The 23,507-nt window shown below is 73.3% G+C and carries 14 protein-coding genes; 5 read left to right on the top strand and 9 right to left on the bottom strand.

What is annotated here, in order from left to right; genetic code table 11:
• Nucleotides 1-238: 238 nt before the first annotated feature.
• The 3 genes from rfbD to PZB75_RS10245 are packed head-to-tail and all read right to left on the bottom strand — an operon-like array spanning nt 239 to nt 3,269.
• Entirely contained in the window at nt 239-1,210 is a 972-nt protein-coding gene (gene rfbD, locus PZB75_RS10255; RefSeq protein WP_275534993.1) for a dTDP-4-dehydrorhamnose reductase, read from the bottom strand.
• Nucleotides 1,207-2,205 (bottom strand): dTDP-glucose 4,6-dehydratase, encoded by a 999-nt coding sequence (rfbB, locus tag PZB75_RS10250; protein ID WP_275534992.1) that lies wholly within the window; start codon nt 2,203-2,205, stop codon nt 1,207-1,209. Before rfbB ends, rfbD begins: the two co-directional genes overlap by 4 nt.
• A complete protein-coding gene (locus tag PZB75_RS10245) occupies nt 2,202-3,269 on the bottom strand; it encodes a glucose-1-phosphate thymidylyltransferase (RefSeq protein ID WP_275534991.1) in 1,068 nt (355 codons plus the stop codon). The genes rfbB and PZB75_RS10245 overlap by 4 nt, the downstream gene beginning before the upstream one ends.
• A gap of 202 nt (nt 3,270-3,471) precedes the next feature.
• Between PZB75_RS10245 and PZB75_RS10240 the strand changes: the two genes are divergently transcribed.
• The 3 genes from PZB75_RS10240 to PZB75_RS10230 all read left to right on the top strand — a co-directional run bounded on the left by PZB75_RS10240 (nt 3,472) and on the right by PZB75_RS10230 (nt 7,089).
• Entirely contained in the window at nt 3,472-4,980 is a 1,509-nt protein-coding gene (locus PZB75_RS10240) for a glycosyltransferase family 39 protein (RefSeq protein WP_275534990.1), read from the top strand.
• Nucleotides 4,981-5,060: 80 nt separating this feature from the next.
• A complete protein-coding gene (locus PZB75_RS10235) occupies nt 5,061-6,614 on the top strand; it encodes a bifunctional glycosyltransferase/class I SAM-dependent methyltransferase (protein WP_275534989.1) in 1,554 nt (517 codons plus the stop codon).
• Nucleotides 6,615-6,714: 100 nt separating this feature from the next.
• Nucleotides 6,715-7,089 (top strand): hypothetical protein, encoded by a 375-nt coding sequence (locus tag PZB75_RS10230; RefSeq protein WP_275534988.1) that lies wholly within the window; start codon nt 6,715-6,717, stop codon nt 7,087-7,089.
• A gap of 60 nt (nt 7,090-7,149) precedes the next feature.
• On the opposite strand, the gene PZB75_RS10225 is transcribed toward PZB75_RS10230, so the two are convergent.
• The 6 genes from PZB75_RS10225 to PZB75_RS10200 all read right to left on the bottom strand — a co-directional run bounded on the left by PZB75_RS10225 (nt 7,150) and on the right by PZB75_RS10200 (nt 19,766).
• Nucleotides 7,150-9,396: a bifunctional glycosyltransferase family 2 protein/CDP-glycerol:glycerophosphate glycerophosphotransferase gene (locus PZB75_RS10225; protein ID WP_275534987.1), complete on the bottom strand. Its 2,247-nt coding sequence runs from the start codon at nt 9,394-9,396 to the stop codon at nt 7,150-7,152.
• 90 nt (nt 9,397-9,486) lie between these two features.
• Nucleotides 9,487-11,820 carry a bifunctional glycosyltransferase family 2 protein/CDP-glycerol:glycerophosphate glycerophosphotransferase gene (locus PZB75_RS10220; RefSeq protein ID WP_275534986.1) on the bottom strand — a complete coding sequence of 778 codons (2,334 nt, stop codon included), beginning with the start codon at nt 11,818-11,820 and terminating at the stop codon, nt 9,487-9,489.
• A gap of 155 nt (nt 11,821-11,975) precedes the next feature.
• A complete protein-coding gene (locus PZB75_RS10215; RefSeq protein WP_275534985.1) occupies nt 11,976-12,854 on the bottom strand; it encodes a carbohydrate ABC transporter permease in 879 nt (292 codons plus the stop codon).
• Nucleotides 12,851-14,212 carry a sugar ABC transporter permease gene (locus tag PZB75_RS10210; RefSeq protein ID WP_275534984.1) on the bottom strand — a complete coding sequence of 454 codons (1,362 nt, stop codon included), beginning with the start codon at nt 14,210-14,212 and terminating at the stop codon, nt 12,851-12,853. Before PZB75_RS10210 ends, PZB75_RS10215 begins: the two co-directional genes overlap by 4 nt.
• A gap of 4 nt (nt 14,213-14,216) precedes the next feature.
• A complete protein-coding gene (locus tag PZB75_RS10205) occupies nt 14,217-15,581 on the bottom strand; it encodes an extracellular solute-binding protein (protein WP_275534983.1) in 1,365 nt (454 codons plus the stop codon).
• A gap of 261 nt (nt 15,582-15,842) precedes the next feature.
• Nucleotides 15,843-19,766 (bottom strand): FHA domain-containing protein, encoded by a 3,924-nt coding sequence (locus PZB75_RS10200; RefSeq protein ID WP_275534982.1) that lies wholly within the window; start codon nt 19,764-19,766, stop codon nt 15,843-15,845.
• Nucleotides 19,767-20,338: 572 nt separating this feature from the next.
• Here PZB75_RS10200 and PZB75_RS10195 point away from each other — a divergent pair.
• Both PZB75_RS10195 and PZB75_RS10190 read left to right on the top strand, forming a co-directional pair.
• On the top strand, nt 20,339-22,069 hold the full coding sequence (locus tag PZB75_RS10195; RefSeq protein ID WP_275534981.1) for a serine/threonine-protein kinase: 1,731 nt from the start codon (nt 20,339-20,341) through the stop codon (nt 22,067-22,069).
• A gap of 170 nt (nt 22,070-22,239) precedes the next feature.
• Nucleotides 22,240-23,484 carry a serine/threonine-protein kinase gene (locus PZB75_RS10190; protein ID WP_275534980.1) on the top strand — a complete coding sequence of 415 codons (1,245 nt, stop codon included), beginning with the start codon at nt 22,240-22,242 and terminating at the stop codon, nt 23,482-23,484.
• The last annotated feature ends 23 nt before the right edge of the window (nt 23,485-23,507 follow it).

Raw genomic sequence — 23,507 nt, 5'->3', positions numbered from 1 at the left:
CTCCCGGCCACCTCCGCCCGGCCGCGCGCCCATGTCCGTTTGCCTGCCTATGTCCGTCCGGCCACCTCCGCCCGGCCGCGCCTGCCCATGTCCGTCCGGCTACGTCTGCCCGGCCACGTCCGCCTGCCCACGTCTGTCCGGCCACGTCCGCCCGGCCGCGCGCGCTCGCCCACGTCCGTCCGGCCACGCCCACGTCCGTCCGGCCACGCCCACGCCCGCCCGCGCCAGTCCCGCCCGCTCAGCTCCCCGTTTTCGCCTCCACCTCCGCCCCCGCCCTCGCTCCCGCTCCCGCTGTCACCCGGGGGCCCGCCGCCGCGCGCAGGGCCGGAAGCGCCTGCGCGAGCGCGGCCCGCCAGTCCCGGATCGGATCGAGGCCCGCCGCGCGCCAACGGGCGTGGCCCAGGACGCTGTACGCGGGTCTCGGCGCGGGTCTGGGCGCCGTCGTCGTCCCCGCCGAGGCCCGTGCGAGCGCCGCCCCCGTGGTCGCCCGCACCCGCGCCGGGTCCGCGCCGAGCAGCCGGAACGTCTCCCGCGCCAGATCGCACCAGCTGCCCTCGCCACCGCTGGTGCCGTGGTAGATCCCGGGCGGTGCCAGACCGGCCACGGCCGCGCAGCCGAGCTGCGCCAGCCGGTGCGCGAGGTCGGCGCTCCAGGTCGGCTGGCCGCGCTGGTCGTCGACCACGTCCAGGGTGTCGCGGGTGGCCTCCAGACGGATCATCGTGCGGACGAAGTTCGCCCCGCCCTCCCCGTACAGCCAGGCCGTGCGCACGACGTACCCGGTGGTCGGCAGCAGATCGAGCACCGCCCGCTCGCCCGCGAGTTTGGTCCTGCCGTACGCGGTCCTCGGGGCCGGGACCGCGGTCTCCGGGTAGGGGGTGGTCGCGTCGCCGCCGAAGACGTAGTCCGTCGACACGTGCAGCAGGACCACGCCCCGCGCCGCGCAGGCCGCCGCGAGGTTGCGTACCCCGTCGCCGTTGATCCGCAGGGCGTCGGGTTCCCGGCTCTCCGCGTCGTCCACGGCGGTCCAGGCCGCGCAGTTGACGACGACGGCGGGCCGGTGCGCGGCGAGGGCGGACCCGACCGCGGCCGGGTCCGTGAGGTCCAGGGCCCGCCGGTCCAGCGCGACGGGCGCACGCCCCTCGCGGGCCAGCCGGGCGGTCATGGCCCGGCCGAGCATCCCGCCCGCCCCGGTGACCAGCCAGCGGCTCACAGCGCGGCCCGCGCGGTCAGCGGCCGCCACCACGAGCGGTGCTCGCGGTACCAGTCGACGGTCTCGGCGAGGCCGGTCGCGAAGTCCTTGCCTGGGCGGTATCCCAGCTCGTCGCGGATCTTGGCGCAGTCCACCGAGTAGCGGCGGTCGTGGCCCTTGCGGTCCTCGACCCGGTCGACCCGGTCCCAGTCGGCGCCGCAGGCGGTCAGCAGCAGTGAGGTCAGTTCCCGGTTGGTGAGTTCGGTGCCGCCGCCGATGTTGTAGACCTCGCCGGGGCGCCCCGCGGTGCGGACCCGTTCGATGCCCTGGACGTGGTCGTCGATGTGCAGCCAGTCGCGGACGTTGAGCCCGTCCCCGTACAGCGGCACCCGTCCGCCGTCCAGCAGCCGGGTGATGAACAGCGGGACGATCTTCTCGGGGAACTGGTGGTGGCCGTAGTTGTTGGAGCAGCGGGTGACCCGGACGTCCAGTCCGTGCGTGCGGTGGTGGGCGAGCGCCAGCAGGTCGGCGGACGCCTTGGTCGCCGCGTAGGGGGAGTTGGGCGAGACGGGGGCGGTCTCGGGCCAGGAACCCTCGTCGACCGATCCGTACACCTCGTCCGTGGAGACGTGGACGAACGTGCCGAGCCGGTGCCTCAGCGCCGCGTCCAGCAGCACCTGGGTGCCGAGCACATTGGTGTCCACGAAGGCGCCGGCGCCCTGGATCGAGCGGTCGACGTGCGACTCGGCGGCGAAGTGCACCACCTGGTCGTGCTCGGAGACGGCCTTGCCGACGAGCGCCGGATCGCGGATGTCGCCGTGCACGAAGGCGAACCGGGGGTGGGAGCGGACCGGGTCGAGGTTGGCCGGGTTGCCCGCGTAGCTGAGCCGGTCGAGGACGGTGACCGCCACCCCGGCGACGGCCGCCGGGCCCTCGGCGCCCAGCAGGGTACGGACGTAGTGCGAGCCGATGAACCCGGCGCCGCCGGTCACCAGGATGCGAAGAGGGGGCGTCATGCGGAGATCTGCACCTTGCTGTGGTCGCCGAGCACGAGGCGGTGCGCGGCGGGGATGGGCGGGGCGGGGGTGATTTCGACGTGGCGGCCGATCAGTGACGCCTCGATCCGGCCCACGCCACGCACCGACGAGCCGCACAGGACGATGGAGTACTCGATCTCGCTGTCGGTGATCCGGCAGTTCTCGGCGATCGAGGTGGACGGGCCGATGTACGAGCGCTCCACGACGGTTCCGGCGCCGATGACGACCGGGCCCACGATCCGGGAGGCGCGGACCGTGGCGTCCGCGGCGATGCTGACCCGGCCGATGATCTCGGTGGCCGCGTCGACATCGCCCTCGCGGACCGGTTCGAGGAGTTCCAGGACGGACCGGTTCACCTCCAGCATGTCGGAGACGTTCCCGGTGTCCTTCCAGTAGCCGGAGACCACCGTCGAGCGGACCGTGCGGCGCTCGTCGATGAGCCACTGGAGGGCGTGCGTGATCTCCAGTTCGCCCCGGTCGGACGGTTTGACGGCCCGCACCGCCTCGTGGACGGCCGGGGTGAACAGGTACACCCCGACCAGCGCCAGATCGCTGCGGGGCCGCTCGGGTTTCTCCTCCAGCCCCACGACCTGCCCCTCGGCGTCCAGCTCGGCGACCCCGAAGGCGCGCGGATCGGGCACCCGGGTCAGCAGGATCTGCGCGTCCGGTCTGCTCGTACGGAAGGCCCGGACCAGGTCGGTGATGCCGCCGACCACGAAGTTGTCCCCCAGGTACATCACGAAGTCCTCGTCCCCGAGGAAGTCGCGGGCGATCAGCACCGCGTGGGCGAGGCCCAGCGGCGCGTGCTGCGGGATGTAGGTGACGCCCAGTCCGAAGCGGGAGCCGTCACCGACCGACGACATGATCTCGTCCGCGGTGTCGCCGACGATGATGCCGACCTCGGTGATGCCGGCCCGCGCGATCGACTCCAGTCCGTAGAAGAGCACCGGCTTGTTGGCGACCGGTACGAGCTGTTTGGCGGAGGTGTGGGTGATCGGCCGCAGCCGGGTGCCGGCGCCGCCGGCGAGTACGAGAGCTTTCACTGGGTTCCGACCCGTCGAGGACTGAGTGAAGGACGGGTGGTTAACGAGAGTTGACGTCCCTCGATTACGGGTGGCGTGGGCCGCACGGGTGATTCGGTGAATTACGGGTTTACGGATATCCCGGTGTCGTGAACCCCCATACGAATTAAGTGTGTTCATCGGTACGCAACACGGGCCCCGTGGGTTGCTACGTTCTGTTTTCATGGGTATTCGAATGCGGTGGGACGCGTTGACCGTACGGCGGGCGAGAGCCGCCGTCCTGGTCGCCGCTGCCATCGGTATGGTCACCAGAATGATGATCGCCGTGAACACCCCGGGTCCGGCGGACGTCAGATACTTCCAGGGATTCGCCAAGGCCCTCACGGTCTACGGTCCGATCCGCATCTATGAACAACCACTGCCGGGTCTGCCGCTCTACAATCATCCGCCGCTGGCCGGCTGGCTGCTTCTCGGACTGCATGAACTGTCCGGAGCCGGAATTCCGTTCGCCACCCTGATGCGCGTCCCGGCATCACTCGCCGACTTCCTCTGCGCGCTGCTCGTGTTCGAGGCCGTCCGGCGGCGCGGCTCGATCCGCACGGCGGCCGTCTGCGGGGCCGGCGTGGCGCTGAGCCCGCTGCTGACCGCCACCTCCGGCTATCACGGGAACACCGACTCGGTCGCCATCGCCCTCGTGCTCGCCGCCGCGTTCCTGCTCGCCGACCGGAAGTCGCCGCTGGCCGCCGGGGTGGCCGCCGCGCTCGGGATCAGCGTGAAGTTCGTCCCGGTGGTGGCCGTCCCCGCGCTGTTCGTCGTCGCGCTGCGCGGCGGGCGCTCCACACTCACCCGCTTCACCTGCGGATTCGCCGGGGTGATCGCGCTCCTGTGGGGGCCGGTGCTGGCGACGGTGCCCGAGCAGCTGAAGGAGAACGTCCTGGAGTACGGGGGCGGCGGCCACCGCCTCTGGGGACTGGTGCGGTTCGCCGACCAGCTGGGGCTGCCCGACTCGTTCGTGGTGTTCCTCCGTGGCGACGGACACTTCCTGCCCGTACTGATCTGCGTGGCGGCGGGCGTCTGGCTGGCGTGGCTGAGGCCCGCGCGGCTCACCGCGGCCGTCTCCGTCACGCTCGGTCTGCTGCTGCTGCTCTCCACCGCGTCCGCGCTCCAGTACCTGACCTGGGCCGCCGCAGCGATGTTCGTCCTCGGACCGTGGGAGGGCGTCGCCTGCAACGCCGTGCTCGGTCTGCTGGCCTCCCTCGCCTACCACGGGCGTTCGGCGGTCCGCTGGAGCGAACCCCTGCTGTACCTGGGCGAGTTCGGCTGGCTCGTGCTCGCGGTCTCCCTCGCCACCGGGGTCCGGTCCCTGCTCGGCGCCCGGCCGGACACGGACGGGGGTACGGGACCGGCCACGGGCGCGGGCACGGATGCGGTCACGGGAACGGCCACGGACGCGGCTACGACTACGGCCACGGACGCGGCTACGACTACGGCCACGGACGCGGCTACGACTACGGCCACGGACGCGGCCAAGGGCGCGGCTACGGCCACGGGCTCGGGAACGGCCACCGTCACCCCGCCCCGCACCGCGGAACCCGCCCCGGCGGCGGACCGCACCGGCCCCGCCGCTACCGCCGCCCCCGCCGATGCCGACGTTCCCACCACTCCCGCAGGCCCCGCCCCGGCCCCCGACCGGCCGGGACCCGCCGACCGTGCCGAACCGTCCGTCAACTGATCACGCGCTCGCCCGCCCCCTCGGCGGCCCCGGCCGCCCCTCGTGGGCCCCGCACCCGAGCCCGACTGGAGAGAAGTCCCGTGAAGGAAAACCCGAGCCCCGGAATCGGCATCCTGGTGGTCGCGTACAACGCCGAGACGACGCTGGAGAAGACCCTCGACCGCATTCCGGAGGATTTCCGGCCGCGCGTCACCGACATCCTCATCCTGGACGACGCGAGCCACGACGCGACGTTCACCGCGGGCTGCCGCTGGTCGCAGGGGGAGGGAATGCCCCGTACCGTCGTGATGCGCCACACCAAGAACCTCGGATACGGCGGAAACCAGAAAGCCGGATACGCGCTGGCCGCCGAACGCGGGCTCGACATCGTCGTACTCCTGCACGGCGACGGACAGTACGCCCCCGAACTCCTGCCCGACATGGTCGCGCCCATCGAACGCGGCGAATGCGAAGCGGTGTTCGGCTCTCGGATGATGACGTCCGGAACGGCGCTCAAGGGCGGAATGCCGCTCTACAAATGGCTCGGCAACCGGGTCCTCACCCGTTTCGAGAACGGGCTGCTCGGCTCGCGGCTGACCGAATTCCACTCCGGGTACCGCGCCTACAGCGTCGAGGCGCTGAAGAAGCTCCCGATCGACCGGAACACCGACGCGTTCGACTTCGACACCCAGATCATCGTCCAGCTGCTGGACGCGGGGATGCGGATCAAGGAGATCCCCGTACCCACCTACTACGGCGACGAGATCTGCTACGTCAACGGAATGAAGTACGCCAAGGACGTGCTCAAGGACGTCATCGAATACCGCCTCGCCGTCAAGGGCTTCGGGACCTGCCCCTGGATTCCCAAGCCCGTCGAGTACGCCTTCAAGGAGGGCGACGGCTCCTCCCACGCCGTCATCCTGGAGAAGATGCGCGCCCTGCCGCCCGGCCGGGTCCTTGACCTCGGCTGCTCCGGCGGCCTGTTCGCCCGGCGGCTGGAGGCGCTGGGTCACGAGGTGACCGGCGTCGACCACGTCGAGGTCCCCGGCGTCCGCGCGAACTGCACCCGCTTCCACCTCGCCGACCTGGAGAAGGGCCTGCCCGAGGAGATCGGCACCGGCTACGACTACGTGGTCGCCGGGGACGTCATCGAGCACCTGTCCCGCCCCGGGCGGGTGCTCACCGACATCGCCGCCGTCCTGCGCCCCGGCGGCCGGGTGCTGCTGTCCGTGCCGAACTTCAGCCACTGGTACGCCCGGCTGCGCGTCGCGCTCGGCGCCTTCGACTACGACCGGCGCGGCATCCTCGACGAAACGCATCTGCGCTTCTTCACCCGGGCCAGCCTGCGCCGCACGGTCCGGAGCGCCGGTTACGACATCCTCGACCTGACCTCGACCGGGGCGCCCTTCTGGGCCGTGCTCGGCGGACGCGGACCCGTCACCGCGGTCCTCGGCGGGCTCTCGAAGCTGCTCACCCGGCTGCGCCCGACCCTGTTCGGCTATCAGCACGTCGCCCTGCTCACCCCGCACGCGGCGGAAACGATCATCGCTGGAGAGCACGTCGATGTACAGGACATCCTCGACCACCGGTACGTCCCCGCGGACTCCGTCGTCCCGGGCGCCCGAGCCGCCGCCCCGGCCGACGCCCGCGCCTGAGCCCCCGTCGGCCCCCGCCCCCGAACTCCCCACGGCGCCCCGGCCGGGGCCGCCGCTCCCTTCACCGCCCGAGCCGGGACCGTCCGCCAGGAGGAATCCGTTGACCCTCGCCAGCCTGTCGCTGCTGCTGTTCGCCGTGTTCGCGTCGGCGGGCGGTCAGATCATGCTCAAGCACGGGATGCGGGGCGCGGCGGCGGCCGTCGACCGGGACGGCGGGTCCGTCGCGATGCGGGCCGCCACCAGTCCCTGGGTCGTCGCCGGGCTGCTCGTCTTCGCGGTGTCCGCGCTCGCCTGGATGTCCACCCTGGCCCGGGTGCCGCTGAGCATCGCCTATCCGTTCAACGCCCTCGGCTATCTGCTGATCGTGCTCGCCGGATCGACCGTGCTGCACGAGCGGACCTCGATGTGGACCTGGGGCGGATCGGTGCTCGTGGTGGTCGGCCTCGCCGCGGTGATGGCCGGTCAGCGGCGCTGAGACGGCCGCCGCGCCGGCCTCCCCCCGCGGGAGACCGGCGCGGCGCCCCGCGGGTCCGGGTCAGGCGTCGGCCGTACGGGACGCCTCGCCGCGTCCCTGCTCCGGCAGCCGCACCCGGCCCCGCTCCCAGGACATCGCCACGGACAGCGGCTCCGGCTCGCCCAGCAGGACCCGGCGCACCACCCGTTCGGCGGCCCGCCCGTCGTCGTACGGGCAGAACCTCGCCCGGAACGCGGACCGCAGCGCCGTGTTCTCCGGGCTCCGCCAGCTGCCGTCCAGGAAGATCCGGGCCAGCTCCTCCGTGCTCGTGGAGACCGCGCCCGGGGTGTCGCCCGGCTTCCCCGAGAGCAGGTCGAAACAGACGCCCCGGACCGTGCGGTACGTCTCCCAGTCCGGCGCGTGCACCACGATCGGCCGGTCCAGATTGGCGTAGTCGAACATCACCGACGAGTAGTCCGTCACCAGGGCGTCGGCCGCGAGGCACAGCTCCTCGACCCTCGGGTGGGCGCTGACGTCGATCAGGGACGGATGGGCGGGCGGTTCGGCGTCCCCGTAGAAGTAGTGCGCCCTGACCAGCACGACGGTGTCCGGGCCGACCAGCTCGCAGAACCGGACCAGGTCGAGCCTGCCGCGGTACGACGCCTCGTAGTCCCGGTGCGTCGGCGCGTACAGCACGGCGCGCTGCTCCGGCCGGATGCCGAGCCCCTCCCGGATCGTCCGGATGTCCTCGCTGGTGGCCGTGGTGTAGACGTCGTTGCGCGGGTAGCCCGATTCGAGGGCGCGGGCGGTGCCGGGATAGGCGCGCGCCCAGACCTCCGTGGAGTGCGGGTTGGCGCTGACGCTCCAGTCCCACCGGTCGACGCGGCGCAGCAGCCGGCCGAAGTCGAGCCCCTTCGCGGCGACCGGGTACTCCTGCTGGTCCAGGCCCATGATCTTCAGCGGGGTGCCGTGGTGGGTCATCACATGGATCTGGCCGGGGCGTTTGACCAGGTGGTCGGGGAAGTTGACGTTGTTGACGAAGTACGTGGCGCGGGCGAGCAGCGACCAGTAGCGCCGGGTCCCCGGCACGACGTGGTCGACGCCCTCGGGGACCGAGCCCACCGCGTCCTTCGACACCACCCACACACCGTGGATGTGCGGGGCCAGTTCGCGGGCTTTGCGGAAGACGGCCTCCGGGTTGCAGCTGACGCCCCGGTTCCAGTACGCGGAGTAGACGGCGAGCCGTGGGTTCAGCGGCAGTCGGCGCTGCCACCGGTAGTAGCGGCCGGGCAGGGAGCGCCGGGCGCGGGCCCGCAGCGCGCCGGGCACGGCCCGAAGTGCCGTGCGCACGGCGAGCGTCCGGGTCAGTGCGGAGAGTGCGGCGGACCGGCCGCCGCCCAGCAGCCGTAGCCGCAGCCCCTTCACGCCGGGCGGGAAGCGGTGGCCCTCGGGCCGGTGCGCGCGGTGGAACTCCGCCACGGAGCGTACGTACCGTCGGCGCCGACGCCGTACCGACCGGTGGGCGGTGAGGAGTTCGCGCTCCGCCCGCCCGAAGAGCAGGGCGTGCGTGGCCGGGTCCTGGCGGACGGACGACAGCAGTTCGCCGTACGCGGTGACGAGGGCGGCCGGGGCGTCCTCGGGGGCGGGGGTCCCGTCGAGGGAGGGCAGCGGGCGCCGGCCCCGGTGCTCGACGCAGGCGGTGGGCAGCACGGCCACCGAACCGGCCACGGCCAGGGTCCGGAGCGCGTACATCCGCTCGCCGTGCGGTCCCGCCGCGAAGTGGGGTGTACGGGCCTTGTGGAAGGTGCGGCGGACGGTCCGGTTCCAGGAGACCTGGGCGACGTCGAGGAGCCGGGGGTGGGCGGCGAGCGTGAGCGGCGTGGTGGACGGTCCGTCCGTGGCCGCCAGTTCGCGCAGCACCTCCAGCGATCCGGCGGGCCGTGACCTGCCCCGGAACGGCTTCCTGCGGTGGCCGAACAGCAGCACGTCCGGGTCACCGGCCTCGGTCAGCCGGTCGGCGATGGTCTCCAGCGCCCCGGGCAGCAGCACGAAGTGCCCTTCGAGGAACAGCAGGTGGTCCCCGGTCGCCGCCCACGCCCCGGCGTCCCGCCGTCCGTGGTCCCCGGCGCCGGAGGGCAGCCGCATCGCCCGCACCCGGCCGTCACGTTCGGCGAACTCGTCGAAGAGCAGCCCGGAGCCGTCCGGTGCCCCGTCGTCGACCCCGATCACCTCGATGTCCGTGAACGACTGGGAGAGCACCGACTCCAGACAGGCCCGCAGCTCCCCCCGGGCGCGGTGGACGGGGACGACGACACTCAGCCGGGGCATGGCAGCTCTCTCTCGGACAGGCTTCTGAGGGGACGGGGGAGGGGACACAGGTGACACGGGACGGAGGGAGGAAGAGGAGGGGAAGGGCGGTCAGGTCCGGTCGGCGGGCTGGAGACGTCGGCGTGCCGGGTCGGTGGCCGGTGCGGTCCCGGGCCCGGGGGGTACGGGAGTGGGAGGTACGGGGGTGGGCACCGGTCCGTGCTCCGGGCCGGTGGCGTCGGACGTGGTCATCGCCGTGACCATGTCCGTGCCGGCCGCCGCGGGCGCGGGTGTGGGCGGCCGTACCGTCGTGTCGTCCAGGAACACCCGCCGCACCACGCGTTCGGCCGCGTCCCCGTCGTCGTACGGGCAGAACCGCGTCCGGAACGCCGCCCGCAGCCGGGCCGACCTGGCCCCGCGCCAGAGGCCGGTGACGAACAGGTCGATCAGCTCTTCCTCGCTGTGCGCGATCGGGCCCGGCGGGCAGGAGCGCAGGTCGAAGTAGGTGCCCCGGGCCGCCTCGTACGCCTCGCGGTCGGTGCTGTGGACGACGATCGGGCGGTCCAGATTGGCGTAGTCGAACATCAGCGACGAGTAGTCCGTGATGAGGGCGTCGGAGGCGAGGGCGAGCGATTCGACCGATGGATGGCCGCTGACGTCGATGACCCGTGGATGCGGGACGTGGATCAGCGGGGCCTCGTACGAGTAGTGCGCACGGGCCAGGATCACGAAGTCGGGGCCCAGCTCGCGCAGCAGCCGTTCCGGGTCGAGCAGGGGTCGCTGGGTGCGGTGGTAGTCGCGGTGGGTGGGCGCGTACAGCAGGGCGGTGCTGCCCTCGGGGATGCCGATCGTCTCCCGCAGCCGCGCCACATCGGCGTCGGTGGCCCGTCGCAGGACGTCGTTGCGCGGGTAGCCGTAGTCGAGCGTGGTGTAGCCGGAGGGGTACGCCCTCTCCCACACCAGGGTGGAGTGCCGGTTGGCGGAGAGGGAGAAGTCCCACTTGTCGACGTTGGCGAGGAGCACGTCGAAGTCCATCGCGCGGGCCGCCGCGGGCCGGTCCAGGAGGTCCAGGCCCATGGTCTTCAGCGGGGTCCCGTGATGGGTCTGGAGCAGCACCTGGCCGGGCCGCTTCACCAGCCGGCGGTCGAAGTTGACGTTGTTGACGAGGTACTTGGCACGGGCGAGCGCCGTCCAGTAGCCGAACGTCCCCGGGGTCAGCCGCCGGGTCCCGCACGGCACGGTGTGCGCGTGCTCGGGCCGGCAGATCCAGGCGGTGCGCAGTCCGGGCACCAGCTCCCGGGCCTTCGTCTCGATCGCGGCCGGGTTGCAGGCGTACCCGCGGTGCCAGTACGCCGCGAACACCGCGAGGTCGGCGCGGACCGGCAGCCGCAGCTGCGTCCGGTAGTGCGCCTGGAGCACGGCGCCGCGCAGCGCCCGGAGCGCCGCCGTCCGGACGCGGCGCAGCCGCCCGCGCAGGGTCCGGGCCGTCCACAGCGCCCGGTACACGCGGTGGGCGCCGATCCGGAACAGCCCGTGGCGCAGCCGGGCGCGGCGCGGGACGGTCACGCCCGTGGCGCGGTAGCGGCGGCAGTGGGCGCGGGCCCGGCGGAAGAACGCGGCGCGGCTGCCGCGCGGCAGCCGGTCGGGCGCGGTGAAGACGGTGGAGAAGTGGTCGAGCATCCGGCGGAAGATCACCGGCCGCCAGACGGCGAGCCGGGGGTGGGCGTCGATGAACGCGAAGACCCGGTCGTACTGGTCGAAGACGTCGAAGTGCCGGTGGCTGGTGGTGGAGAGGATGTTCCCCCGCCGCCGCTGCCGGTAGTCGACGCAGACCCGGTCGAGCACGGCGATCGAACGGGCCGCCATCAGCGTCGGATAGGTCCAGGGCGTGTCCTCGTAGTAGCCCGGCGGGAAGCTGAAGCCGTGCTCCTCGACGAAGTCGCGGCGGTACGCCTTGTTCCAGACCACCATCAGGACCTTCAGCAGCCCGGGGCGGTCGGCGAGGGTGAAGGCGGCGGGTCCGGTCTCGGTGAGCCGGTCCGCGAACATGTTGCGGACGCGCTCGCCGGACCAGTACGTACGGGCGTAGTCGTAGACCAGTACGTCGGGGTCCCCGGCCGCGTCGATCCGGTCGGCGACGGCCCGCAGCGCGCCGGGGGTGAGGGTGTCGTCGCTGTCCAGGAAGAGCAGGTAGTCCCCGGTGGCCTCGGCGATACCGGCGTTGCGGGCCCGGCCGAGGCCGACGTTCTCCGGCAGGTGGAGGGCGCGTACGCGGGGGTCGCGGGCGGCGTACTCGTCGATGACGGCGCCGCAGGCGTCGGGTGAGCAGTCGTCGACCGCGATGAGCTCGAAGTCGTCGAAGGACTGGGTGAGCACGGAGTCCAGGCTGTCGTGCAGATACGCCTGGACCCGGTACGCGGGCACGATGACACTGAACCGGGGCACAACACATCCATGGGTCGGTCGCTGGCGCGGGCAGATGGCCCGCCAACGGCCGATGGAGTGACCTGGTTACGCCGGACGTGGCATATGGGGGAAGCGGGGGGACGCGGACGGCCCCCGGACGGGTGCCGGGGGCCGCTTCGGACCGACGCCGGGCGTCATTTCACCGCGCCCGCCATCACCCCCGAGACGAACTGCCGCTGGAACGCGAAGAACACCGCGAGCGGGATCACCATCGACACGAAGGCGCCGGGTGCCAGGACGTCGATGTTGTTGCCGAACTGCCGCACCTGTTGTTGCAGCGCCACGGTGATCGGCGGTGAGCCGGAGTCCGCGAAGATCAGCGCGACGAGCATGTCGTTCCACACCCAGAGGAACTGGAAGATGCCGAGCGACGCGATCGCCGGACCGCCCAGCGGCAGTACGACCCGGGTGAACAGCCGGATCTCACCGGCGCCGTCCAGCCTGGCCGCCTCAAGGAGTTCGCGCGGGATCTCCGCGAAGAAGTTCCGCAGCAGGAAGATGGCGAACGGCAGCCCGAACGCCGTGTGGAACATGATCACGCCGAAGGTCGTCTCGAAGACGCCGATCGCGCCGAACAGCTTCGAGACCGGGATCAGCGCCACCTGCACCGGCACCACCAGCAGCCCCACGACCACCAGGAACAGCCAGTCGCGTCCCGGGAACTCCATCCAGGCGAAGACGTATCCGGCGAACGAGCCGATCACCACGACCAGGAGCGTCGCCGGGACGGTGATCAGCACCGTGCTGAGGAGGGAGTGCGTGATGGTCGGGTTGTCCAGCAGCCGGGAGTAGTTGTCGAAGGTCAGCTCGGTCGGGGCCGTGAAGACCTTCCACCATCCGGTCGCCGCGATGTCGGAGGGGCCGCGCAGCGACGACAGCAGCAGGCCGATCGTCGGCATCAGCCAGAACAGGGCCACCAGGACCAGGAGGACCCGCATCACCCCGCCCCCGGCGCGGGCCGCGAGCCGGGCACCGAGCGACCGCCCGGACTTCGCCCCGTCGGTGAGGGTCATCGGCGCCCCTCCTTCCGTATCCGCCGGACGTTGAACAGCATCACCGGTATCACCAGGAGCAGCAGGAGCACCGCGATGGCGCTGCCGATCCCGAGGTCCGCGTCGGTGCCGAACGAGGACCGGTACAACTGGAGCGCCAGCACGTTCGCGTCGTCCTGGGACGAGCCGGGCGCGATGATGAAGACCAGGTCGAAGACCTTCAGTACGTTGATCATCAGCGTGACCAGCACCACCGCGAGGACCGGTGCGAGCAGCGGGACCGTGATCCGGCGGAAGACCTGCCACTCGTTGGCGCCGTCCACCCGGGCCGCTTCGAGGAGTTCGCGCGGCAGCCCGGCCAGTCCCGCGGCGATCAGGACCATGGCGAAACCCGCCCACATCCAGACGTAGCTGCCGATGATCGCGGGGGTCACCAGGGAGGGGCCGAGCCAGTCGACGCCGTTGTACGCCTCCTCGAAGTTGGCGGCCGGAAGGCGGAGCCGGGCGCCGTCCGCCGACGCGGGCAGGGTGAACGTGCCGTCCGCCCCCGCCGTCGCCGACGCGACCACCCTGCCGTCCTTGACGGCCTCGACCTTGATGCCCTTGAGGCCGAGTTCCCGGGCGTCGACGACGTTCGGCCTGCCGCCGCCGCCCTTGGTGAAGTCCAGCCAGGCGGTGCCGGTGATCTTTCCGGGCTCGGCGGCGGGGGTCTTCGCGGGCCGCGCGTCGCCCGGCATCTTCGCGGGCGCCACACCGACCAGCGGCAGCAGGACCGGGTGCCCGGTCCGTACCGGGGCCTTGGTGACGAACGACCCGCCGCCGCCCGCCGTCAGCGGGTGCACGGGCAGCGGGTGCGCCTTCGGGAAGCCGGACGACTCGGCGAACGTGTCGTGCACGCCCACCCAGACCGCGTTGGCGACCCCGCGCTCCGGCGCCTGGTCGTACACCAGCCGGAAGATGATGCCCGCGGCGAGCATGGAGATCGCCATCGGCATGAAGACGATCAGCTTGAACGCCGTGCCCCACCGGATGCGTTCGGTCAGTACCGCGAAGATCAGCCCGAGCACGGTGGAGACGGTCGGCGCCAGCACGATCCAGATCGCGTTGTTCTTGACCGCCGTACGGATGGTGGCGTCCGTGAACAGCGCCCTGTAGTTGTCGAGGCCGACGAAGCCCGTGCCCGCCTGGTCGAGGAACGACCGGTAGACGGAGTACACGATCGGATAGACCACGAGCGCGCCGAGCAGCACCAGGGTCGGCAGCAGGAAGACCGCCGCGACGAGCCGCCGGGTGCCGGTCACGCTCTTGCGTGTGCGCTCAGGGGGACGCCTGTCGGCGGGAGGCGCGGCGCCGGCGCCTCCCGCTGTCGTGGTGGACACGGCGTCAGCTCTTGTACACCTTGGCCGCGTCGGACTCCAGTCGCTGCTGGGTCCCCGCGATGTCCTTCGGGTTCTTCAGGAAGTCCTGGAGGGTCTTCCACTCGCCCTTGCCCGGGGTGCCGCCGAACGACTGCGGGGCCTGGTCGGACATGTCGAACCTGACGTCGTCACCGGCCGCGACCAGGGCCTGGGCCATGGTGCGCTGCACGTCGTTCGGATACGCCGACGCGTCCAGGGACTTGTTCGGCGAGATGAACCCGCCCGCCCGGGCCCAGATCTTCGCCGCGTCGGCCGACGCCAGCCAGGTCAGCAGCGCCTGGGCGCCCTTGGTGTCCTTCAGGGCCACCGCGGCGTCGCCACCGGTGACCACGGGGGAGTCCGCGCCCACCGCGGGGAACGGGAACACCTTGGCGTCCGTTCCGATCCTGGCCTCGGTCTGCGCGATGTTGACGCCGACGAAGTCGCCCTCGAAGACCATCGCGCCCTTCGGCTGGTCGCCCCCGGTGAACGTCTGGGTGACCGACGCCGGGAACTCCGTCTGGAGCGCCCCGTCCGCGCCGCCCGTGATCAGGGCCGGCTTGCCGAACAGCTGGGCGAGCGTGGTCAGCGCGTCCTTGACGGACGGATCGGTCCACTTGATCCTGTGCTGCGCCAGCTGGTCGTACTTCTCCGGACCCGCCTGCGACAGATAGACGTTCTCGAACCAGTCGGTCAGGGTCCAGCCGTCCGCGCCGCCGACCGAGACCGGTGTGACACCGGAGGCCGAGATCGTCTCCGCCGTCGACAGGAAGTCCTTCCAGGTCTTCGGCTCGCTCGCCCCGGCGTTCTCGAACGCCTTGGCGTTGTACCAGATCAGCGACTTGTTGGCGGCCTTGAAGTAGACGCCGTACTGGGTGCCGTCCACCGCGCCGAGGTCCTGCCAGACCTTCGAGTAGTTCTTCGTCAGCTCGGCCTTGGCCGCCGCGCCCACCGGCTTGGCCCACTTCTTCGCCACGGCCTGCTGGACGGCGCCGACCTGCGGGATCATCGCCACGTCCGGCGGCTGACCGCCCGCGATCTTCGTACCGAGGAAGTTGACGATCGGGTCCTGCGCGGGGACGAAGGTGACCGTCGCGCCCGTGCGCTTCTCGAACTCCTTCAGCACCTTGCCGAAGTTCTCCTGCTCGGGACCGGTCCAGACCGCGGCGACCGATATCCTCTCGCCCTTCAGTTGGGGTAACGCGACGCCCGTCGGGCTCTTCCCGCCACCGCTCCCGCCCGTCGTGTCCTTGCCGCTGTCGCCGCCGTCGTCACCACAGCCGGTGAGGGCCAGTGCTCCGATGGCGGTGAACACCATGGCGGCCCTGCGAATCCGTAGCGTTGTGCGCATTCCTGCCCCGTCTCTCCTGTGCGCGTGCGTACGAGGAGGCGCCGTGGGTCGAGCAGCGGCGTCCCTCGGGTGTCACGTCCTCCGTGCGCACAGTCCTACGCCCGGCACACCGGGGCCGCAATACCGTGGCCGGTGCGGACCCGGTGATCGTGATGGCCTCGTGACGTGGCGTCAGGGCGTATGTCCCGCCCCGACGTGACGTGGTGAGGGGCGGCCGTCGTGCGGCGTGGAGCGGGGAGGGAGCACGTGCCTGACGTGGTGTCAGGACGGGGCGGGTGCGAGCGGGGGCACCGGCTCGGCGTTCACCGAACGGGCGGCCCGCTCCAGCGCGCTGGCCAGCAGCGCGAGATCGGTCGGCCCGTTGCCCAGCTCACGGACCGGGCGCCGGGCGGGTGGATCGCCCATCCGCTCCCACTCCAGCGGCACGACGGTCGGACGCAGGGTCGCCGTACGCGGGATGCGGCCCGTGACCCGGCCGCCCTGGAACGGCGTGACGCGCCCGTCCGGATGACCCAGCCTGCCGCGGCCCGGGGCCGGTTCGTCCGGCGACGGGGGCACGACCGGGGCGTCGAGCACGACCCGCAGCCGGGCCCCGCGGGCCAGCTCCGTGTCCTCCGTGCGCTCCGGGCGTGCGGAGGTCGCGACCAGGTGCACACCGAGGCGTCCGCCGTCCCTGGCGACGGCCTCCAGCGCCCGTACGACCGAACCGGCGGCCGGGCGGCCGGGGCTGCCGAGCGCCGGGGCGACCAGGGCGTCGAAGTCGTCGACGAGCACGACGAGCCGGGGCAGCGGTGACGGGCCGGGCGGCACGGGGCGCGCGGCCGTGGTCCGCAGCCGCAGGGTGCCGCTGGCCGGACTGTCCAGGTCGCCGCGCTGCTCGGCGGCGCTCGGGGCCCGCTGGCCGATGACCCGCTGCGCGGCCGTGTGGCGGGCGTGCCACTCGGTGAAGTCCAGCGGACCGAGCAGTTCGGCCCGGCGCTTCAGCTCCCCGCCCAGCTCCTGCGCGAACCGCCGCATCCGGACCGGGTCGGACGCCACCAGATGCGTGAACGCGTGCGGGAGCTCCGTACAGGGATGCAGACCCTCGCCGCGCTCCCCGCCCGCCCCGTCGACCAGGACCATGCCGAGCAGGTCGGGCCGGGCGGCGGCGGCCAGGGAGGCGGCGACGGCGCGCAGCAGCTCCGTACGGCCGCTGCCCGCCGGGCCCTCGATGAGCAGATGCGGTCCCTCGACGGACAGGTCCACGCTGAGCGCGCCGCGCGGTCCGGCGCCGAGCACCACCACGGGACGCCCGGCGAACGGAGCACCACCGCCTCCGGTCCGGCCCTCGGCGCCCCGCGCCGCCACCCGGGGGGCGTCCGAGCCCCGCGGCCCGCTGACCCGGCTCACGGCCCGCGCGGAGGCGGGGATGTGCAGGGGGGCGCCGCCGGACGACTCCGGGTACGGACCACCGGCCGCAGCGCCCCGGGTCCCGCCCTGAACGGTGCGCGAACCGGGACGGCCACCGGGTGTGCCCTCGGGCCCCCGCGTCCCGTACCGGCCGCCGGCGGACCGCCCGCTGTCGCGGTCCTCGGTGTACGGGGAGCCGACCGGCGCGTCGCCATCGGCGCCGCCCGTGCGCTGGACGCCGATGCGCGGCGCCGTGCGGCCCGGGTCCCGCGTGCCCGGGCCGTGCGGTGCTCCGCCGCCCGCCGTCGTGCGGACCGTCGCCCCCGGCTGTTCCTCCGCCGTGGAGGCCCAGCGAGCCATGAGCGAGGCGGGGGTGGCGCGGGCGAGGCCCAGCTCGTCGAGCAACCGGGCGGACGGCGGCAGCGCCGCGGCCGCCGGGCGTCCCGGCAGAGCCGCCGAGCCCTCGGCCCGCAGGGGCGCCAGCGCCCGGCCGAACCGCTCGGCCCAGGCGGCGGACACCGCGTCCACCGCGGCGACCGTGCCGTGCCCCGCGACCTGACCGCCCGCCGTGCGCAGCAGACGCAGCGCGGTGGCGACATCGCCGCTCAGCATGGCCACCGCCCCGCACTCGCGGAACGCCGTCGACGTCTGGCAGGCCGCTTCGTACGTCGCCATGACCGGCGAGGTGGGGGAGGCGGCCGGGGTCTCGGCCAGACAGATGAGATGAATGCCCGCCGCGGCCCCGGCCCCCGCCAGCCGCGCCGTCGTCTCGCGCAGCGCCGACGTACCGGGGTCGCCGTCGACGACCACCACCGTGTGCGGTCCTTCGTAGCTCCGGGCGGCCTCGGCGACCGCCTCCCGGTCGGCGTTCGCCCAGCCGGGGCCGAGCGGACCGCCGTCCAGCCGGCGCACCAGCTCCGTCGTGCGGGCCGTGGCCTGTTCGCGGTCGTAGGCGGTCAGCAGCCGGCAGTCCTGCCCGTGCATGGGCCGCAGATGGGGGAGCCAGCCGAGCCAGGACCACTCCTGTCCGCGCTCCTCCGCGCTGCGGGCCCGGTCGCCGCTGATCAGCACGATCTCCAGATCGACCGGCGAGTGCAGGGCGGCGAGCTGCGCCAGGGTCGCCCGCGCGAGTCCGGACAGCCGGGCGCGGGGCCCGGCGAGCCCCAGCGAACCGGCCTCCCGCAGCCCCACGGTCACCGGCACGGCGGGCAGATCGGCCCGGTCCGTGGTGCCCAGGCGGACCACCAGCGCCTCCGGGTGCGCGGCGTCGCGCTCCCAGAGCCGCGGGCCGGGCCCGAGCGCGGTGAGCAGCACGGTCGCGGGATCGGGCCAGGTGCCCGCGGGCGCGGAGGCCCGGGAAGCCGGAGTGGACGAGTGGGGCGGCTGGGACGAATGCGGCGAGGGATACGCGGAGGAAGTGGAGGAAGCGGGAGCGGACGGAGAGGGCTGAGCAGTCGGAGAGGAGGGAGAAGTGGGGAAGGGAGAGGGAGGGGAGGAAGGGGAAGGGGAACGGGACGCGGCGGCGAAGGGCGCCGCCGGGCCGTCGCCCGTCATCCGGCCCTCCGAGCCCGTTCCGTACGACATGTCATGGTTCGTCCCCGGACCAGCCCCGGAGACCGTCCCCTGGACCGTCCCGTGAGCCGCTTCCCCCTTCGCGCCCGTCAGCCGACGCGCCCAGGCCCCTATGCCACCGCGCCGGGGTGCCGCCGCGTCCGGATCGGCGGACCGTGGGCCGCGCGGCGAGGTGGCGTACCGCCCCGCGTCGCCCCGGCGTCCGCCCATGTCACCGTGGTCGCCGCCCGCGCCGCCGGGGTCCGTACCGTCGCCGTTCCCGGGCCGGTGCCCGTGACCACCGCCGGTCCCCTCCCCGTGTCCGGTGCCCGCACCGGCATCGGTCCCGGCGCCGGTCCCGTACCGGTCGCCGACGCCGTGGGCGTTCCCCGTGCCCGTACGCGTGTCCGCCCCCGGACCGGCCCCGGCCCCGTGTTCCTCGTACGCGGCGTGGGCCAGGTTCGTCCGGCCCGAGCCGTGCGTGTCGTGCTCGGCGGACCCGGACCCGGACCCGGTGAGGTCGCCGTGAGCGGTGGCCGCTCCCCGGTGCGCGTACCGTCCGTCCCCGGCCGGGCCCTCCCCGCCCGTCGGCGCGCGGTCCTGCCGGGGCACCCGGAGGTGGCCCTCGCCGTCCGGGGTCGTCGGCAGCGTCGGCGCCCGGGTGCCCGTGGTGAGCCTCAGCGTCGACTCGCCGAGCCGCAGCAGTGCTCCCGGCGTCAGGCGGACCGGGCGGTCGCCGACGTCCGCGCCGTCCAGCGAGGTGCCGTTCGTGGAGCCCAGGTCCGCGACCGAGACCCGGCCGTCCTCGCCGACCGTCACCGCGCAGTGCAGCCGGGACACGTCCGGGTCGTCGAGCGGGACGTCCGCGTCCGCGGAACGGCCGATTCTGATCTGTCCGCCGTGCAGCAGATGGACCCCGCCCGCGTCCGGCCCGGCGACCACGTGGAGCTGCGCCGGAACGGCGTCGTCCAGGGCCTCCTCCTCGCCCGGGACCTGGAGCGAGAGCACCGCTCCGTCGACCAGTGGCGGCTCGCCCAGGGCGGACCGCTGGGCGTCGAGCCGGTCGCGCCCCGCGAACAGCACCACCGCGCCGCTGCCGAGCGAGCCGTCGGGCCCGGAGACGGCGGCCGCGAGCTGTGAGGCGACGGCGGCGAGCGAGGTCCCCGCCGGAGCCGTGACGAGCACGTCACAGGCGCGCGGGGTCTGGCCGCTGCGCGGCGCGAGGACGGTCAGCCGGATCTGCATCGCCGTCAGCGGTCCCTTCTGCGCGGGGTGTCCGGCAGGGGAAACGCCCTGTGATTCCCCCCACCCGGCACGGACGCGTCGTCCGGTACAGGTTCGTCACGCAACAACGAGGCTCCCGCCCCGCAGTTCCGTGCTGAGGGCATCCTCGCACCTGCCACTGACAACACGCCCGGCGACCACCACAACATGATCTTGAGCGGCCGCCCGTGGGCGCAAAAGCGCTGCTCGACCGGGTACCCCCGGGTGCCGGCGGCTCCCCGTCCGCGCCCCAGGAACAGGTGTTCGGCAACCATCCGCCCGGTATACGCGTCTTCCCCCGGACACCGCACCGCATCGCGTCAACATGACCGGAAGACGCCCCACGGACGCCTCCTCGGAGAACGTGGACGCGGCGTCGCCACCTCTCCCGCGAGGGGCATCACGATCGCTCCCGCGACGAGGGGACCGGTGAGTGGGGTCGCGGGGCTTCGGGAGCCCGCTCCCCGTCGTGGGGGAGGTCGTTAGAGTGGGCCGGAACATCCGGGCGGGCCCCGGGGGACCGTAAGTACCATGATCAGCAGGGAGCGCATGACGTGCGGCCGGTAGGCAGCAAGTACCTGCTCGAGGAACCGCTCGGACGCGGCGCCACGGGCACCGTCTGGCGGGCCCGCCAGCGGGAGACCGCGGGCGCCGAGGCGGCCGTCGCGGGTCAGCCCGGTGAGACCGTCGCGATCAAGGTCCTCAAGGAGGAGCTGGCCAACGACGCGGATGTCGTGATGCGGTTCCTGCGCGAGCGTTCCGTACTGCTCCGGCTCACCCATCCCAACATCGTGCGCACCCGTGACCTCGTCGTCGAGGGCGACCTGCTGGCCCTCGTCATGGACCTGATCGACGGCCCGGACCTGCACCGGTACCTCCGCGAGAACGGTCCGCTCACCCCGGTCGCCGCCTCGCTCCTCACCGCGCAGATCGCGGACGCGCTCGCCGCCAGCCACGCCGACGGCGTCGTCCACCGCGACCTGAAGCCCGCCAACGTCCTGCTCGACGAGCGCGGGGGCGAGATGCACCCGATGCTCACCGACTTCGGCATCGCGCGCCTCGCGGACTCGCCGGGCCTGACCCGTACCCACGAGTTCGTCGGTACGCCCGCCTACGTGGCGCCCGAGTCCGCCGAGGGCCGTCCGCAGACCTCCGCCGTCGACATCTACGGCGCGGGCATCCTGCTGTACGAACTGCTCACCGGCCGTCCGCCGTTCGCGGGCGGCACCGCGCTCGAAGTCCTCCAGCGGCACCTCAACGAGGAGCCCCGCAGGCCCACGACCGTCCCCGCCCCGCTGTGGACGGTCATCGAACACTGCCTCAGCAAGGACCCGGACCGGCGGCCGAGCGCCGAGAACCTGGCCCGCGCGCTGCGCACGGTCGCCCCCGGCATCGGCGTCCACTCCACCCCGGCCCAGGTCGAGGCCGCCGACGGGGTGGCCGCCCTGCTCGCACCCGACCCGGCCCCGGCCGCCGTCCCGGAGACCCCGGGCGCCGCCGACCCCACGCAGGTGCTGCCGAGCAACGCGGGCACGGCGGGTGCGTACGACCCGAGCGCCCCGACCAGCGTCATGGGACAGACCTCCGGTCAGGGCCCCGGTCAGGGTCCCGGCCACGCCGACCCGACCGCTGTGCTGCCACCCGTGCCGGGCCGCCCCGACGAGCCCCCGCAGCCCGAGGGGCCGCACCCCTGGCAGTCGCAGCTCCAGGCGGCACGTGACCGCAACGAGCAGACGCAGGTCCAGTACCTCGACCCGAGCGAGGACCCGCTGCGCCGCCGCCCCCAGCGCCGGCAGCAGGACCCGGAGCAGTACCCCCGCCAGCAGCAGTACCCGTCGCGGCAGCAGTACCCGCAGCAGCCGCCGCAGCAGCCGGGATATGCTGAGCAGCAACACCAACAGCAGCAGTACCAGGCCCAGTTGCGCCGCCAACAACAGCAACAGCAGCAGGCCCAGGCGCAGCAGCAGGCGCAGTACCAGCGTCAGCAGTACGCACCCCAGCAGCAGCCCCCGCAACAGCCCCAGGCGCCCGCACCCGCGCCGGCCCGTCGTGAGCCCCGCCCGCCGAGGCAGCGCAGCGCCAACCCGATGCGGATTCCCGGCCTCGGCTGCCTCAAGGGCTGCCTGGTCACGCTGATCGTGCTGGTCGTCGCCGGCTGGCTGATCTGGGAACTCACCCCGCTGCACGAATGGGTGGGGCAGGGCAAGGGGTACTGGCAGACGATCAGGGACACGGTCTCCTCGGTCTCCGGCTGGATCTCGGACCTGGGCGGTTCCGGCAACTGAGCGTCACCCGCCGGACCACCCGTACCGGCAACGCTGTAGTTTTATCGACTTCCGCGGGTTCTCGTTCCGCGCGGAAGTCGAAGGTTGGCGTCAACCAGGGCACGCAACACCCCGATCGCCGCGTAGCTTTGTCGACCGGGGGTCCACCGCCAGCCGCTGAGGGAGCAGTCTTGGCACGGAATATCGGCAGCCGGTACACCGCCCACCAGATCCTGGGGCGCGGCAGCGCCGGAACGGTGTGGCTCGGAGAGGGACCCGAGGGGCCCGTCGCGGTCAAACTCCTCCGCGAGGACCTGGCGTCCGACGAGGAACTGGTGGGCCGCTTCGTCCAGGAGCGCACCGCGCTGCTCGGACTCGACCACCCGCACATCGTCGCGGTCCGCGACCTCGTGGTGGACGGCAACGACCTCGCCCTCGTCATGGACCTCGTACGCGGCACCGATCTGCGCACCCGCCTCGACCGCGAGCGCCGGCTGGCCCCCGAGGCCGCCGTCGCGATCATCGCGGACGTCGCGGACGGGCTCGCCGCCGCGCACGCCGCCGGGATAGTCCACCGTGACGTCAAGCCGGAGAACATCCTGCTCGACATGGAGGGCCCGCTCGGCCCCGGCGGCGCGCACCCGGCGCTGCTCACCGACTTCGGCGTCGCCAAGCTGATCGACAACCCGCGCCGCACCAAGGCCACCAGGATCATCGGCACGCCGGACTATCTGGCCCCCGAGATAGTCGAGGGCCTGCCGCCCCGCGCCGCCGTCGACATGTACGCCCTCGCGACGGTCCTGTACGAGCTGCTGGCCGGCTTCACGCCCTTCGGCGGCGGCCACCCCGGGGCGGTCCTGCGCCGCCATGTCACCGAGACCGTGGTGCCGCTCCCCGGCATCCCCGACGAGCTGTGGCAGCTCCTCGTCCAGTGCCTGGCCAAGGCCCCCGCCTCCCGGCTGCGCGCCTCCGAGCTGGCCACCCGGCTGCGGGAACTGCTCCCGCTCCTCGCGGGCATGCCCCCGCTGGACGTCGACGAGCCGGACACCCCCACGAGCCCGCGCTTCCCGGAGCACGACGAGCAGCAGTACATCCCGGCCCCCGAGGAGCCCCGCCGCCGAGGCGCGGTACCGCTGGTCCCGGGTTCCACCCCGGACTCCAACCGGGAGACCCACACGAGCATGCGCGTCCCGGCCCCCGACGAGCTGTCCGGCGGCCCCCGGGGCACCGCCCGCGCCCCGCGCTCCCCGGGCCGCCCCCGCCCCGGCTCGGCCCGCAACAACGCCGCCGCGATCCGTAAGCGCCGCCTCACCCTCGGTGCCGCGGCGCTGCTCCTGTGCGCGGCCCTGGGCGTCGGCGGCTGGCTGGCGCTCGGCGACGACGACACCGGCGCACCCCGGCCGGACCCGGGGCGGTCGGCCCCGGCCACGCCCTGACCCGACGGCCCGGGGCAGGTCCG

The organism is Streptomyces sp. AM 4-1-1, from assembly GCF_029167625.1.
In the GTDB taxonomy this organism is placed as follows: Bacteria; Actinomycetota; Actinomycetes; order Streptomycetales; family Streptomycetaceae; genus Streptomyces.
The sequence above is the reverse complement of the archived record's forward strand: the minus strand, read 5'-3'. Positions and strand labels throughout refer to the sequence as shown.

Bases quoted from the DNA above. Each gene is read 5' to 3' on its own strand.
- PZB75_RS10215 (WP_275534985.1), bottom strand. From the start codon at position 12,854: ATGACCCTCACCGACGGGGCGAAGTCCGGGCGGTCGCTCGGTGCCCGG.
- PZB75_RS10205 (WP_275534983.1), bottom strand. From the start codon at position 15,581: ATGCGCACAACGCTACGGATTCGCAGGGCCGCCATGGTGTTCACCGCC.
- PZB75_RS10240 (WP_275534990.1), top strand. From the start codon at position 3,472: ATGGGTATTCGAATGCGGTGGGACGCGTTGACCGTACGGCGGGCGAGA.
- PZB75_RS10200 (WP_275534982.1), bottom strand. From the start codon at position 19,766: ATGCAGATCCGGCTGACCGTCCTCGCGCCGCGCAGCGGCCAGACCCCG.
- rfbB (WP_275534992.1), bottom strand. From the start codon at position 2,205: ATGACGCCCCCTCTTCGCATCCTGGTGACCGGCGGCGCCGGGTTCATC.
- PZB75_RS10225 (WP_275534987.1), bottom strand. From the start codon at position 9,396: ATGCCCCGGCTGAGTGTCGTCGTCCCCGTCCACCGCGCCCGGGGGGAG.